This is a genomic window from Psychromonas sp. psych-6C06 (genome assembly GCF_002835465.1).
GTDB lineage: Bacteria > Pseudomonadota > Gammaproteobacteria > Enterobacterales > Psychromonadaceae > Psychromonas.
The window spans coordinates 1-17,142 of the sequence record NZ_PIZM01000004.1; the positions used below are offsets into that span (position 1 = coordinate 1).

The 17,142-nt window shown below is 42.2% G+C and carries 7 protein-coding genes; 1 reads left to right on the top strand and 6 read right to left on the bottom strand.

The window, feature by feature from the left end:
* From CW745_RS07095 to CW745_RS07120, 6 genes are all read right to left on the bottom strand, one after another.
* On the bottom strand, window positions 1-7,288 hold a 7,288-nt coding region (locus tag CW745_RS07095; protein ID WP_153069749.1), incomplete at its 3' end, for a filamentous hemagglutinin N-terminal domain-containing protein.
* 108 nt (window positions 7,289-7,396) lie between these two features.
* Window positions 7,397-8,893: a BspA family leucine-rich repeat surface protein gene (locus tag CW745_RS07100; protein WP_101107969.1), complete on the bottom strand. Its 1,497-nt coding sequence runs from the start codon at window positions 8,891-8,893 to the stop codon at window positions 7,397-7,399.
* A gap of 648 nt (window positions 8,894-9,541) precedes the next feature.
* Window positions 9,542-10,399, bottom strand: a complete 858-nt coding sequence (gene yghU / locus CW745_RS07105; protein WP_101107970.1) for a glutathione-dependent disulfide-bond oxidoreductase — start codon at window positions 10,397-10,399, stop codon at window positions 9,542-9,544.
* A 22-nt stretch (window positions 10,400-10,421) separates the two neighbouring features.
* Complete coding sequence (locus tag CW745_RS07110; protein WP_101107971.1) at window positions 10,422-11,507, bottom strand: polysaccharide deacetylase family protein; 1,086 nt, start codon at window positions 11,505-11,507, stop codon at window positions 10,422-10,424.
* Window positions 11,508-11,632: 125 nt separating this feature from the next.
* A complete protein-coding gene (locus CW745_RS07115; protein ID WP_101107972.1) occupies window positions 11,633-13,231 on the bottom strand; it encodes an isocitrate lyase in 1,599 nt (532 codons plus the stop codon).
* A gap of 42 nt (window positions 13,232-13,273) precedes the next feature.
* Complete coding sequence (locus CW745_RS07120; protein WP_101107973.1) at window positions 13,274-15,457, bottom strand: malate synthase G; 2,184 nt, start codon at window positions 15,455-15,457, stop codon at window positions 13,274-13,276.
* Window positions 15,458-15,624: 167 nt separating this feature from the next.
* Between CW745_RS07120 and CW745_RS07125 the strand changes: the two genes are divergently transcribed.
* On the top strand, window positions 15,625-17,133 hold the full coding sequence (locus tag CW745_RS07125) for a DUF3612 domain-containing protein (RefSeq protein ID WP_101107974.1): 1,509 nt from the start codon (window positions 15,625-15,627) through the stop codon (window positions 17,131-17,133).
* Window positions 17,134-17,142 lie beyond the last annotated feature (9 nt).

Genomic DNA, 17,142 nt, shown 5'->3' on the forward strand with positions numbered 1-17,142 from the left:
GTGAGCCCGCACCTTCGCCACCTTGAATCTCGGTGATTAAATCCAGGTTGGTGATATTAAATGTATCTTTCGCATTACCACCTACTAATTTATCTATATTTTTAAAAGTAACAGAAACCACATTTGCAACTTTTATCGTGCCTTGATTAGAGCTAGAAACATCCCAAACATTAATATTATTGTTTGCTTGTAAACTATTATCAGTGGTTCCGGCACCACCATCGATTGTGCCTGAAATAGAGGCATCATCTACAATTACAAAGCTATCTTTTAGATTACCGCCGGTTAAGTTAGCAAAATCTAAAAAGTACATATCCCCTTTACTATTGGCATTATTGAATATACCGTCATTTACACCATCATTTTTCGCATCACCTAAGCCATCTATTTTTGTAACCGTCCAGTTATTCTCAAAACCATCTTGGCCATTTAAAGTGCTACCCGCGCCATTGCCGATAATGCCAGTAAAACCAAAGTAATCATCTACATTAATGTCATGCGTCCCCGCACCAGAGAAGTCAATCCATTCATTACCGGCACCGCCACCTGTATATGTTTTTATATTACTAAATGCAACGTACTGAGTATCATCTACTTCTTTGATCACACCTTTGCTAGTTGTTTCAAAATTCCATTTATTGGTAACACCTTGGTATGCCTCAATACTATTGGCTTTACCTGTCGCTTTACCATCCACAGAGCCAATACTACCTTTGATAATATTCGATGGATCGGTCGCATCGTATACAAACACAAATGAATCCGCGCCCTCGCCACCTAATAAGCTAGAGAAACCAGTAAACGCAAAGCCCGCTACCGTCCCGCTATTAACACCATTAATTTTCCAAGTGTTATCATTATCATCACCGGTTAAACGGCCACCATTACCATTGATAACTTCAATACTTTCAAATTCTGACATCGCTAGGTGTTTAACGATATCACCAGTAAAGTTAAGTGTGTCTTGAACGCTATCGCTACTGCCACCAATAACTGTTCCCGTAACATTGCCGCTATTATCTATATTAATTGTATCTTTACCCACACCACCCGTAATACTGGCAATCATCGCACTAATTGTGAAACCATCACCACCACTGCCTGCAATTAGGTTGTTAATATTGGTAAATTTAATTGCGCCCTCAGTGTCCTTATTAAAGTCACCACCGTGATCACTAGAGACCTCCCAAGTATTTGAATCTGAATTGCCCGCTTGCAAGGTATAAACTGCGCCACCAGTACCATTGACATTTTCAATACTTTTTAGCTTGTTTAAATTTAAAGTTAACGCGTCACTGCTTATTAACTGAGCTTTATCGGCTACTGTGCCTGCGCCATCAATCAAGTCTTTGATGATGAACCCTTCATCAAGACTGAACGTATCAGCACCATCACCACCTGTAATTTTATTGATTTCGGCAGAAATAGTGAAAGTATCCCCTTTATTACCTGCCTTTAAATTAGCAAAATTAGTAAACTTAATGGTGCCAACTTGCCCTGCATTTTTAGCATCAACAACCCACCCATTAGTACTATCAGTGATACCTTGCAGGATATTTGTATTACTGCCATCGTTTGACGCTTTACCATTTACATTTTCAACCAGCGCTAATTTACTAATATCAACAGTTTTATTTTCTAATAATAAATTCACCGTATCATCACCAGCACCACCAGTTATGGTACTCGTAACGAGAGCTAATTCATTGATATCTACCTTATCAGCACCACCCCCTGCATCAATGCTGTCAATCGTAGTGGTGACAGTAAACTCATCAACACCCGTACCACCTTTTAAAATATCAAAATTGGAGAAAGTAATACTTTGTAGTTCAGTACTGCCGTCTTTTTGTTCGATTTTCTCTGCGCCACCATCTATGGTCCAGATATTTTGGTAATCAGTATTATTCCAACCAGTTAAAGTATTACTGCCAGTGGCAGCGTTAACCGTCTCGAAGCTACCAAGTGTATTTAAGTCAACTGACTGTCCGGCATTACTGAACTCCAAAGTATCATCATTAGTACCGCCTAATAATGTAGCGACCAACTCGGTATCTTTTTGGTTGGTGGTATCGTTCAACGTGACTTTGTTTATACCGTTGCCTGTATTAACCTCCTTAAGCGACGTTGAAATAGTAAACTCATCAGCGCCTGTACCACCATGTAACTTATCAAACCCAGAAAATTTAATACTTTTAAGCTCAGTTAAATCACTTTCTTGCTGAATTAAAGTATTTGAACTGCCATTAACAGTCCAGACGTTGATATCACTACCACTACTATTCCAGGCAGTTAACTTATTGTCTTCTCCCGTCGCAGAGACTGTTTCAATATTTGTCAAAGGATTGCTTTGTAAATTCACGTCAGCACCAGCAATCGCAAACACTAACTTATCATCATCCCCACCACCATCAAGGTTGGTTATTTGATCAAATGCGTTAATGGTGATGATATCATTACCAGCATCGCCATTAACGGTAGTGAGGCCACCGCCAGTGCCAACGGTAATTTCATCATTACCTGCACCTGCATCAATCGACGCTAGATTGGTATTAACATCATATTTATCAACCCCACTGCCACCATTTAAGGCGGTAACATTAGAAAAAATAACGGTTTTCAGCACAGGGTCACCGCCATTCACTGTTTGCGTTAATGAGTTTTTGATGCCATCCACGGTCCAGCTATTAAAGTTGTCAGTACTGCTCCAAGCCGTCAAACGATTACTGCCTTCACCGCCATCAATGCGGCTCACATCACCATTACCGCTGAATACGAATTGATCGTCGCCCTTTGAGCCAATTAATTCCTCTATTTGCTCAAAACTGGTTTTGTTCGCATTAGCCGCGTCAACTTCATTCAGCGTGCCAATCCCATTTCCAGTGATTGACCAAGCGTTATGTTGGACAACACTAACACTCTTATCAGCCCCTGTAAGCTTGTCTGTCACATAAGCATTAGCACTACCCTGCAGTGTTTGCATATTACTAAAATCAACACCATTTAATGAGCCAGCATGCACGCCAGACATTGCCCAGTTATTATCTAAAGGTGTATCCTCTGTTGCTTCTTTACTGCTGATTAATTTATTATTGCCAGATGTTCCTCCACTGATGGTGCCAGTTAAATGGCCATCAGTAGCAACGGTAAAGGTATCATCATTAGCATTACCCACTAATGAATTGATATTATTAAAACTAATGCCATCGGCATCACCTGCAGCAACCTCTTTAACCAGCCCACCACCCGCTGAGTCAATTAACCAATCATTAGCTTGTGCATGCCCCGTTAATGTATCAGTTGCATTTTCACTGCCCGTAATCGTTTGAATATTTTTAAATACTTTATCGTTAAATTTACCGCTGTGTTTTGTTGCTGTTAAACCCCAAGCATTGCTTCCAGTTGCTTTTATACTTTGTAGCTCATTATTACCACCACCACCATCAATCACACCTGAAATTTGCCCACCATCATCAATCTCAAACAGGTCTGCACTGCCGCCACCGGTGATATTTTTCATACCGGTAAAGGTTATTGTGTCGGTTGGTGTAGTTTCATTTTTCGCAACCGTTCCGTTACCTGCGCCAGTAATCGTCCACTTATTACTTTGTGCAAGCCCAGTTAGAGTATCGTTACTGACATCGTTAATGTCTTCTTTACTGCCACCAGCAATAAGCTGATGGAAACCACTAAAGGTGAGCCCATTTAATGTACCTTGCTGAGCAGCATTTAATAACCAAGCATTATCCGCGATATTCGCAGAGGTTAAACTGTGGTTACTATTAGTACCTGTACCTTGATAAACAAAAACAGATGAGAAAGCAGCTTTATGGTTAACAACAATTGCACCATTCGCATAAGTACCGTCCACTTTTACAGTGATAGTGCCATTATCAGATTGGTCTGTTGTATCCTGTGCATTAATATCACCGTTTAAGGTAATACTTGGTGTACTCTGCGTTTCATCCGTGCCATTTTCGCTGGCAACCAGAGAGATATCACCCCCTGTGTCACTGCCAGAGGCATCAATGGTGCCTACGGTAATATCCTGGGCGGCAATATCAACCGCACCGCCTATCGTACCTCCCGAGGTGGTGATATCGGTTGTCAGCACAGAAGCGCCATTTAGTGTGACTGCACCAGTCGCACCACCATCTGTTGTGATAGTGCCAACATTAACTGCATTAGTCACCGCAATGGTCGCTTTGCCCACGGTAACAATATTACCAGCGCTAAAATCAGTCGTTGTAATAGTTGGGTTTATCGTGCCGTCAGTAGTGTCGATGGAGTTAGCTGAAATAGAGTAGTTGCTAGCATTGACCGCACCGCTATTAGCAAAAGTCAAATTACCCAGTTGCTGATTGCTGCCAACATGGTTAGAAAAAGTAATATCTTTACCGGTTAAAGAAAGGTTAGAACTATTACCCGATTTTCCATCAAGAGTATCTTTAAATTGAATGTCACCCGCTGTGGAGCCAGTGCTTGTTAACGTAACATTGTCGGCAGCAACAACAACTGTACCATTTAAGACAATATTACCGCCTTTGCCTAAGGCTTCATTACCAGTACCACCTTGGGCAGAGAGTTGGCCTTGTAGATTAATCGTTGCACCTTGCAGAATAATAGCATTTGGATTAATCGCCTCCGGTACTTCAGGTGCAGCATAGGCGTTACCGCCGATAGCAGTATCACCAGTTTGTGCACCAGCACCACCGTTATTGATGATATCATCAACGGTAATGCTACCCGCAGTTGCAATCGTTACACGTCCAGCGTCACCACCCGTTGCATCTTCATTACCATCTTTACCATGAGCATCACCGCCAGAGCTATTAATGCTCCCTTGTATACTGATATCTCCAGAGGTGCTTGTTAAGTTAATTTGGCCACCTTTACCGCCATTTTGCCCTGTACCATCACCAATACCAGAAATATCATTACCTTTACTACCTAATGCACTGATTGCTTCTTTAATCGTATAAGGATCACCATCAGCGTCTGTATAATTAGTGTCAAACCCTGTGACAGTAATGCCTGTGGCAGCCTGAAGAGTAATATTACCGGCACTTTGACCTACAGTGTTAATTGAAGTAACTAAACCACCATTACTGCTTAACTCACCAGCTTGAATAGATCCAACATGCGCGGTTAAGTTAATCGCTCCACCAGCGCTGTTTTTCTTCCCGTCGGTATTAATCTGTTTCCCCACAGTAACGATGATATTATCGCCGTCAGCGGTGAATGAGCCACCATAGGTGAATATATCATTATCAATGATAACGTCACCGCCACCATCATCAGCATCAGCTCTATTTTTGTTAGCTTCAAGAATTAGGTTTAGATTAGGGTTAAAGGTATTTGCAGCTTGATTACTATCGTATATTTTCTGATTAATAATTACATCATGGTGGGCAGATAGGGTCAGCGTAGGCTGGCCTCTGTGGCCTAGATCATTAATATCTAATTCTGCGTCTAATGTTATATTACCACCACCATTAGCTTCAGAGAGCCCTCCTTCACTAGTTTCGATTAAAACTTTGGAAGAATAACCTAGAGCCAGCCTCAGTGTAGAGATTTTAATATATGAATCTTCACCATCATTAGTAAACCTTTGCGAGTAAAGTTTGCCATCAGAGTCAGTGTACGACCACTCTCGGTCAAACGTCTCGTCATCTTCACTATTTCCATTTTCATTAATAGTTATGTTATAAGGGTCAATTAACCACTCACCACCTTCACCTTGCTCAGCTGAAGTATCAACTCTTAAATCTAGATCAACATATTTAGCGGAGGTTTCTACAAAACCACCATCGCCAGATTCACTACCGCCTTTGGCATTGATTGTGCCATAAACTTTTGCTGAGTCATTACCCCAAACAATAACCTCACCACCATCACCGTTAGTAATCGCATCGGCATTAATAGTCGCTTCATTACCGACATAAGTGCCTGACGCATTTCGGATTTGTTTATTTTCACCGCGGTAATCACCGCCGATTAAAGCTTGTCCACCTCCATTGGCACCCGACACATCAACGCTTGCTTGATCAAATAGCCCAACTTTATCACCTAATACTTTGACATCACCACCTTGACCAGTGGTTTCTGCAACAGCAGATATGGTTGCATTTTCGGTTAATAAATTGGTATCAGTGGCATGAAGCTCAACCGCACCCGCACCGGTTATTTGTGAATTAGCTAAAATTTGCCCGGAGTGTGTAACATTTTGGCCAATTGCGACAACTTGCCCCGCTGTCTGGCTATAGTCACCCGAAGACACATCAATGGTACCGGTATTGATTAAATCGGCACCGCCACCGAGAGTGAAGCTGCCATCGGCATGTACCACCGCACTGGTTGCTTCATCTAAGCCATTGACCGCTTGTGAAAAAACATCTTGGCTGGTACTGGCAGTTAGTAAGACGCGACCACCTTGGGCATTAATTTCACCACTATTAACCACAGCTGCATCAAGGCCTAATTCATCTTGGAGAATCTCTTTACTGACTTTAACGCCAAGCAGGCCACCGGTTTCAAAGGTCAATACCGCTTGTTTGCCAGCGGCCAACGTCACAGAGCCTAAATCAGCTGAAATCAAACCACTGTTTTCAACCTGCTTACCAATAAGAGCAACATTACCGCCAAGCGACGCACTAATTAAACCTCGGTTAATCACCTTACCTTCGGTGCCGACGACTTCATCAAAGATGTAATCGCCGTTCATGAAGTCACTGGTCTTCATATTTAAACCAGAAGCAATAATCCCGCCGACGTTAAGCACGGCAGTTTCCGTGAACACTAAGCCATTCGGGTTAATTAAAATCACTTGACCGTTAGACTGGATTTTACCGGCAATGGTTGAGCCATTAACACCAAGAATACGGTTAAGGGAGATGGATTTTCCGTTGGGCTGGATATATTTCACCACCTCGGTGGCATCGATGTTATAGCTATCCCAATCAATCGCCATATTTTGTGAGGTTTGTTTGATGATAGTGGCTAAATCATCTTTAGAGATAGTCCCCGTACCACCAACAACCACGCCCCCTTTCGGCCCAGCATGTGCCTCATTAAACAGGGTGGGTAAGCTAAAGCCTGCAAGGGTAATGCACACCGAAAGTGCCGTGCCCGAGAAACGTAGGCGACGTTGCACCCAGCGGTTTTGTGGTAAGCTTTGTAATAGGTTTTGATGAAACGCGCCCACCAATGAGCTAGTGACGACTTTTTGACTCACAGCAGAAGTTGATTTGACTAAAGCATTCGCAGAGAAAGGCAGTAAGCGTTTCATATTAATATCCCTATTACAATGTTATACAATAACGCCACCTTGCTCCATGCAAGGTGGTTAAAAATAATAAATACAAGTAGCCGTCAGTTTACGGCTAACAATAAATGGCTAAGGAGCAACACCGCCATCTGTAATAAGCCAAAAATTGGGAGCGCTAGTTAGAACATTACGAGCATCTTGCGAGCTAGATGAATAGTTAATTGTGCCAGCACCAAATTCAACGCCTTGTTTTAACGTTAATTGACTCCAACTAGTTAGTATCGCGTCATAATTGGTTTGAGATAGACCTGAATTAGAAAACATTTTTTCCATTCTCGTTGCAGAGCTTACATCCCAACTGCTCAAGTTTTGGTCAAATGCTAGAGCCCCTTCAAACATACTGTACGTCTCTTCAACTTGACTGACATCCCAGTTACTTATATCACGATTAAAAGCTTTAGCTCCTGCGAACATTTCACCAGTCTTAGTTACAGAGCTAACATCCCAAGTACTTAGATCTTGATTAAAGGAATCCGTATATGCAAATAAAGCACTCATATCTGTTACATTACTTACGTCCCAGTGTTCGATTGAACTATTAAACATTAGTGCCCCTGCAAAAGCTTCTCGCATACTTTGAACCAAACGTAAGTCTGGGGTATCTTGAGCATGACTAACCATATTGACAGTTTCTCCAAAAGCGCCTTGGAATGATAACCACTTAATGTCGCCCCACTGTTCAATTGAAATTAACTTCTCAGCATCATGCTGAATCAAAGAGTCAAAGTTTGTTTGTGGGAAAACCCCACGAATTGTAACCGTGTAAACACCGGGCCCAGTTTGATAACCAGGAACAGTATTATCATAAGTATGCGTATAATCCCCGGTTAAATTTTCACTCGTCGTGCCATCTCCCCAATCTACGTTATAGTCATAGGTAAACTCCCCCCCATTGTCGATGGAATTCGTGGTGATTTTGATTTGATCATTCGCACTAAAACCTGATTTAGTGGTGTCCCATGTAGTAATAAAAGGCTTTTGTTTACGTACCACAACTGTTCTTACGGTTGTTGCAGCATTACCTGCATTGTCTGTGATGCTATAAGTTAGTGGGTAACTACCCAATTTAGTTGAATCTATCTCACCTGAAGGCGCCTCAACGGTTAATGCCCCATCCACATCATCCTGTGCTATTGCGCCGAGCTCTTGGTAAGTATCAAATTGCACCAACCCGACTTCATTGTCACCATTTAACGTAATCACCGGCGCCGTTAAATCTTCAACCGATACGGTACGTTTTTCAGTCGCTTTATTGCCCGCTTTATCAGTCGCCGTGTAAGTAATGATGTAATCGTTCATCATGTCGCTATTCACGCCACCTTCCACACTCACCTCAACAACGCCATCAACAGCATCTAAAGCGGTCGCACCTAGCTCAACATAATCGCGACCATAAGCATGCTTTAATGGGTTCGCGCCCGTTACAGTGATAACTGGCGCAGTGGTATCTTTTTTCACTTCTGGCGCCGAACCGCCACCACCGCCACAACCAGATAGTGCGGTTAAACTTAAGACAAGCGCCGTTAATGGCGCTTTGTTAGAAAAGGAGATTGGTAACCGTGTCATAAAGCATCCCTGTAAAAATTTATTTGAGTAAGTACGTTAAATTGCCAAGCAGTTAAAATACACTGAAAGCATAAACAAAATAACAAAATTCAGTAGCGCAAATTTATCAGAAAACAAGCAAAAATGACATTAAAATAAGCAAAATGTGGCAATCTTTACACTTAACAACAATCAATTACCTTCTAAGCGACAAATCAGCGACAAAATCAAACTAACAACACAAAAAAGACACTGCACTTTATTATTTCAAAAAAGTGATCGAGTACATTCGGTAATTGGTTAATTGGGGACATCCCAACTTTTACCACAGAGAGCACAGAGCGCTTCGCTTTCATAGAGGAAAGATGAACACGTGATGATTTTTTGTAGCTGTAAGTCTAAGAATAGTGTTCAGGGACATCCCAACTTTTACCACAGAGGGCACAGAGCGCTTCGCTTTCACAGAGGAAAGATGAACACGTGATGATTTTTTGTAGCTGTAAGTCTAAGAATAGTGATCGGGGACATCCCAACTTTTACCACAGAGGGCACAGAGCCCTTCGCTTTCACAGAGGAAAGATTGAGAAGTTAGTCAAAAAGGCATGGGTATCCCAAAATAGAAAGATGCTGTGGGATGAGGGAAGCGTGTGCGCTTCCCGTCTCGTGTATTTAAGGACGCTGTGCTAATACCTTATCAATATCAGTAGCACTATGTCGTTCAGGTAGTTGTTCCCAAGCTTCACCCCAAGAACGGTTGACGATACAACCACGCTGTACCGCGCTACGTTGTTGTAATTGAGTCGCCCAACGCATGATATGGGTATAGTTTTGTACCTGTAAAAACTCTGCCGCATCATACAATTCGCCTAATACCAATTTGCCATACCATGGAAAAATCGCCATATCGGCAATCGAATATTCTTCTCCTGCAACGTAGGTATTGTTTGCCAGTTGTTTATCCAGTACATCTAATTGGCGTTTAGCTTCCATTGCAAAGCGGTTAATCGGGTATTCTAATTTTTCATCTGCATAGGCATAAAAATGGCCAAAACCGCCACCAAGAAATGGCGCTGACCCTTGCGCCCAAAATAACCAGTTAAAAGTTTGCGTGCGTGCGCTCCCCTGCGCTGGTAAAAAGTGACCAAACTTTTCGGCCAAATGTAGCAGTATAGAAGCGGACTCAAAGACATTTACCTCTTCATCGCCGGATTTATCTAGCAATGCGGGTATTTTTGAATTTGGATTTACGGCAACAAAACCCGATGAGAATTGATTGCCTTCACCGATATTTATCAGGTAAGCATCGTATTCCGCCTCTGTAATGCCCAATGCGAGTAATTCTTCTAATAGAATGGTTACTTTTTGGCCGTTAGGTGTGCCTAATGAATATAGCTGTAATGGGTTATCACCTTGTGGAAGTGCTTGTTGATGTGTTGCACCAGAAACGGGACGATTAATGTTCGCCCACTTGTTGCCTGACGCGGTATTTTCACTCCAAATTTTAGGGGGTTGATATTGCTTAGTCATCAGCATTTCCTTTAATAATTGATTAAAATAATAGGGTAATATCGCCTTTATCCGTTTGATATTCAAACTGAATTTTTCCATCTTGCTGAACAAAAGCTAATGCTTCTCCGCCCTGCTCAACCGCAACCACTTTTTGCTCCACATCGCCCATAGCGGTCAACTCACGATTAACCTGCGAACACAATTGCGTCTGGGTAACCGTTCCTTGTATTGAGAAACGTTGCTGTTGTGCATCGGATTTTTCTAATGTTAGGGTGCAATACTCTCGTGCATAGCGATAATTAACGATTTCGCCAGCATCACTGACCCACACTAAATCGGTGTCAGAGGCCTGTTTGAGTTTGTCTAGCAATCTCAGGTATTCTGTTTTACTGACGGCAAAGTAAGAGTCATCATTAATACCGTGGAAATACTGCACACCAAAGCCCTGTTGTGAAATGACATCCTGTAAAAATGCCCCTAAGCGTTTCTTTTTTCCCAATTTCCAATAGGGGCTCCAATCATAAAAAAGCGATACTTTTAATTTATAACCATTGTAAAAATCTTTGTCGTTAATACCTTGATTGCCAGCCCATACTCCATTATTTTCTACTGGCGCACGCATGGCAATTAACTCAGGATGTTCACGTACATATTTATAGCTTTCATCACTACCAATGTCATAGGGCATAGCCATTAAGGTCGGCGTGTAACCAGTTTTGGCTTTTATGCGCTCGTTTGCTTTGCCAATATCTAATTCATTTTTCCAATCATCACGAAAGGTTTTCGACTCCCAAGTCGGCTTAAACGCAGGTGTGTGTCGCATCGAATGGTTATAGAGTGTAAAACCGTCATCCACATACTGCTTGGCTTTATCCCAAAGATCAGGCCAACAACTTCTTGCTATCACACCAAAAGAGGCGGTTAAACCTCGCTTTTTCAATTCAGGAACAGCAATGTTATGGATACTGTCTTGTGTACCTCCGCAATAATCATCGTGTTGTAGTGCATAGGCTGATTGCTTATTGTATTTCCAAGTACTATTAACAAGGGAGATGTCATTGGCTTGGGAAGCCTGTGAGAGGGTTGCCAAAAGAAGTGCGCTGGCGCTTATTTTAATAACAGACATAATATCCTTCCAAATTGTGGTGAAGCTGAATTATCTCCTATCGATGATTAAAAAACAGTGAAATGTGTGCTTTTTTGTGAGGCAAAACTCGGCACTATCTCAGTACCGAGTGTCAATAAGTCTGTTTATGAGAATTGACTCATGGTGTTATTTTCGCCCGAGGCTTTTAAGGCTTGATCACCTGAGAAGTACTCTTTGTGATCATCACCTATGTTGGAGCCTGACATGTCTTGATGTTTTACTGATGCCAGAGATTGGCGGATCTCTTGGCGCTGCACATTTTCAACGTAAGCCAGCATGCCGCGCTCGCCAAAGTATTCTTTAGCTAAGTTATCGGTTGAAAGCGCTGCCGTATGGTAGGTCGGTAGCGTGATCAAATGATGGAAAATACCCGCATGTTTAGACGCTTCCCTTTGGAAGTCTTGAATCTTCTCATCGGCCGTCGTTGCCAGCGCTGTGTTATCGTAAAGCGGGCTCATCAAGTCACCGCGATGGTATGAGCTTAAGTCTTTACCTTCACTTTGCCACGCATCAAATACTTGCTGACGGAAGTTTAATGTCCAGTTAAAGGATGGGCTATTGTTGTAAACTAATTTGGCATTGGGTACCACTTCGCGAATACGGTTTACCATGCCCGCAATCTGCTCTACATTCGGCGTTTCCGTTTCAATCCAAAGTAGATCTGCGCCATGTTGCAGTGAAGTAATACAATCAAGTACGACACGATCTTCACCGGTATTAGGTTTAAAGCGTACTAAGCCGTTCGCCAAACGTGTTGGTTTAATAAGCTCACCGCCACGGTGTAACACCATATCTCCCGAGTCTAGTTGATCTAGCGAATTGAGTGGCTCGCCATCGATAAAGGCATTGTACTGTTCCGCTAAATCACCAGGATATTGCGACACAGGGATTTTTTGAGTCAGCCCAGCACCTAGTGAATCAGTACGCGCGACGATAATTCCCTCTTCAACGCCTAATTCTAAAAAGGCATAACGTACGGCATTAATTTTCGCGAGAAAATCTTCATGGGGCACCGTTACTTTACCGTCTTGGTGACCACACTGCTTAGCATCTGACACTTGGTTTTCAATCTGAATACAGCATGCCCCCGCTTCAATCATCTTTTTAGCCAGTAAATAAGTCGCTTCTTCATTACCAAAACCGGCATCAATATCGGCAATAATCGGCACCACATGAGTTTCAAATTCATTGATCTGTTTTTGCACTGCTTGTGCGGCGACTTGATCGCCACGACTTTGTGCGTCATCGAGCTCGGTAAACAGATGGTTTAGCTCACGCGCATCCGCCTGTTTTAAGAAAGTATATAGCTCTTCAATGAGCATCGGCACAGAGGTTTTTTCATGCATTGACTGATCCGGTAACGGACCAAATTCTGAGCGCATCGCAGCAACCATCCATCCAGAGAGGTAAAGGTAACGCCCCTTAGTGGTGGTGAAATGCTTTTTAATGGAGATCATCTTTTGTTGGCCAATAAATCCGTGCCAACAACCTAATGATTGTGTGTAGTTATCACTATTTTCATCATAAGCGTGCATATCTTCACGCATAATAGCCGCAGTATAATTGGCAATATCTAACCCTGTTTTGAAACGATTTTGTAAACGCATACGGGTTACGTATTCAGCATTAATTGCATTCCATGTTGTACCTTGTTGGCCTAAGAAGTTGCTTGCGTTGTTCATTTCTGTTTTGTAATTCATCATAATTCCCTCTCTATTGATCATTTGTGTAGTGAATAAAACTATCTAGAATTGCTGTTTTGCTAATATGCGGTACTCGTGTAACAGTGGTTCGGTATAACCGTTTGGTTGTTTATCTCCTTTAAAAATAAGTGCTTGCGCTGCTTGAAAAGCTAAGTTTTGCTCGCAATTAGGACACATGTTACGGTAGCCCGGCACGCCCTTGTTTTGCTCATCAACCACTTGAGCCATATTTTGCATTACTTGCTCAACCTGTGAGTGGGTGCAAACCTTATGTATTAACCAGTTGCTAATATGTTGACTCGAAATACGTAATGTGGCGCGATCTTCCATTAAGCCGATATCATTAATATCCGGCACTTTAGAGCACCCGACGCCCATCTCTACCCAGCGCACTACATAACCTAAAATACCTTGAATATTGTTAGCTAACTCACTCAATACCTGTTCCTCGCTAAGCTGTATTTCATTCGGCATAACAGGCATGGTTAACATCGCATCAAGACTGGCAGGCTGGCGTGTTAATATTGATTTTTGTTGTTCAAACACATCAATTTGGTGATAGTGCAAAGCATGTAAAGTGGCTGCTGTCGGAGATGGTACCCAAGCGGTATTGGCGCCAGATTGCGGGTGTACAATTTTATCTTGCATCATCTGCTTCATCTCATCGGGCATCGCCCACATGCCTTTACCAATTTGCGCTTTTCCTGAAAACCCACAGCGTAACCCTATCTCAACATTGTTATTCTCATAGGCTCCGATCCAAGGTTCGTTTTTAATGGCAGATTTAGGGTAAAAAGCGCCCGCTCTCATGCTGGTGTGGATCTCATCGCCCGTTCTATCTAAAAAGCCGGTATTAATAAACACCACACGCTCGCGTGCTTCGTAAATGCACTGTTTAAGGTTGAGTGTGGTGCGACGCTCTTCATCCATGATGCCAATTTTTAAGGTGTTTTTAGGCAGGTTTAAAATCTCTTCCACGCGACTAAACAACTCACAGGTGAAACGCACTTCTTCGGGGCCATGCATTTTGGGCTTAACAATATAAATGCTACCGGTATGGCTATTTCTAAATTTGTCTCCTTCGCGTTTTTGTAGATCTAAACTACCAATGAGCGCGGTAATCAATGCATCAACAATCCCTTCTGGCGCATTATTACCCTCACTATCTTGGATTAAATCGGTGCCCATCAAATGGCCAACATTTCGTACCATCAACAGCGATCTCCCCGGTACACGGTATAACTCGCCTGATTTAGCGGTAAAACAGCGATCATAATTAAGATGACGCTCAACGGTGTGACCATTCTTCACAAAAGAGGCGGCTAAATTCCCGGTCATCAAGCCATACCAGTTTCGGTAAGCCGACACTTTGTCGTTACTATCAACTGCAGAAACTGAGTCTTCAAAATCAATAATGGTGGTCAACGCTGACTCAATCTGAATATCATCAATGCCGGCCTTATCAGTCGCACCAATTTTACCGTGGCGGTCAATCTGTAACCCCACATGTAAGCCATTATTTTTTAATAGCAGGTAACTTGGCTCATTTTTTGAACCATCAAAGGCGGTAAACTGGCAAGGTGTTTTTAAACCGCTTTCACGACCATCTGCAAAGAATGCAAGTAGATGCTGGTAATAAACTAAGTAGCTCGATACATCGTGGTGCGAACCTGTTTCTAGCGGAAAATGTTCATCTAAAAAGTCTTTCGCTTTGTTGATCACCACTTCAGCACGTTGTGTATTAAAAGTGGCGCCCTTTGCTAACGCTTTGGTATCGTCAATAACATCAGTGCCATAAAATGCATCGTACAGACTGCCCCAACGTGCATTAGCCGCATTTAATGCAAAACGCGCATTACTCACGGGAACCACCAACTGCGGACCTGCCATGGTAGAAATTTCCGGATCAACATTGCAGGTTTCAATTTGAAAATCGTTAATTTCAGGTGTGAGATAATTAATATCTTGTAAAAATTCACGATAAGCCTTGCTGAGTGTTGGATTATTGCTATAAGGGTTATCGTGGTGCCACTGGTCAATTTGTGTTTGCATCTCTTTACGAGTTTGTAGCAATGCACTGTTTTGCTCAGAAAAGTCACAGATAAGACAATTAAAGTCGTACCAAAAATTGACGCTGTTTAAAGATGTCTGTGGCAAAATTTCATCGTTAATAAACTGATAGAATGCAGGGTTTATCGCGCACTGTTTCTCTTGAGGTAAAGTCATATTTTGCTCCTTGGTCACATCACATCGCTGCTAAGATAAAAATTCGAAAACCGTCTACCGCTCACTTTTCAAACTCTTTTTGTTTATTTGTCATTCAACAGTTGTAACTATAGAGAAATAATTCATATAATTTCACAAAGAAAATTACACAGTGTAAATTTTACAAAATGAAAATAAAAAAAAGCTTAGGAAGACAATCACACTTTCTCGGGACTAAAATACGTAACCTGCGAAAACGTAATGGATTAACGTTGGAAGATCTCTCTTCTCGATGTATTAAATTAGACGCGGAATATGCACCTTCGGTCTCTTACCTTTCGATGATTGAACGAGGTAAACGAGTGCCAAGTGAAGATATGCTGGCGGTCATTGCAACCGTTTTTCAAAAAAGCAGTCAATGGTTTTTAGATGATGCGCCAGAAGCACAGGATATTACACCAGAAAAGGGTAACAGGGGCGGTATTAAAGGCATGGCATTAGAGCCTAGCTTCTTGTTTTCAAATGAAATATTGCAAATAGCCATTCCTGAGATGTTATCGCAAACTGGCACTACCGGAAGACAGTTTGCTCACCTGTTAATTCGTGCTCATCAAGAACACCATCAAAACCATTTTCCCGATTTAGAGCGCGCTGCAGAAGAGATTGGTTTAAAGAAAATGCCACTTTACGCTGAAGATTTAATGGAGATAAGTGAATCTCGTGGATTAAAAATAAGTTGGTTTACACGCTTGCCAAAAGCGGAAAATGTTACTGACTCAAGTAATAAATTAGTTACCTCATACTTCCAGCCACCACGTACAGTTTACCTAAACAAAATATTAAAAAATAATATCACCCGGCTTAAATATGAGCTGGCTGTGCACATTGGACATAATGTTTTGCACAATAGTGATGGTGAAAAAAGCATCATGGTTGCCGGCGATCAAACTCAATATGATATTCAAAAGGAGCAGATCCCCTCTTCAAGCCAACTCGATGCGCAGGATATTTTGCATGCTTGGCGTGATTTTGAATGTAGCTTTTTTGCAGCGGCCCTGCTTTGCCCTAAAGTCCCCTTTAGGCAGCTACTTGATCGTGAAGGTTATGAGATAGATGTGTGTAAACAGATTGAAGTGTCAGAAGCAGTAGTAATGCGCCGTATGACAGCGGTTTCAGCTTATCCGCACTGGCACTATTTTGATGCCTATGCACAGGGGAAATTAAAAGCAGTGTATCGAGGTAATGGTATTCCATTGCCTTGGGGAAACATGCGTATTGTCCGCGACCCTTGCCAGCATTGGTCTGTATTTCGTATGCTAAACCAACCCGCGGCCGGAACCGCAGCTCAGTTTTCCATTTTAAATGAAAATGGCATTGCCAAAATATATTGCTGTGAGTCTATCAAAGTACAAGATTTAAATAGTGCCAGTCATGTGCTGTGTACCGGCATTGAGCTCAACCCTGCGATCAGTGCGCAGGGGCACGATGCCACTTTATTGGTCAATGAATTACAAAAATTATGTATTGAAAATGGTGGTACTTGCAAAATACCACCTAAAATGAAAACAGTGCTTAATAGCGTGGCACGGATTCTCAACATAAATTGGATAACCCGTGGCATAGAACAGGAAGCACAGCTCATTTGTGCACGTGGTGCAGTTTGTCCTCGTAAACCAAGTTGTTACAGCAATCAATAAGGAATAAAT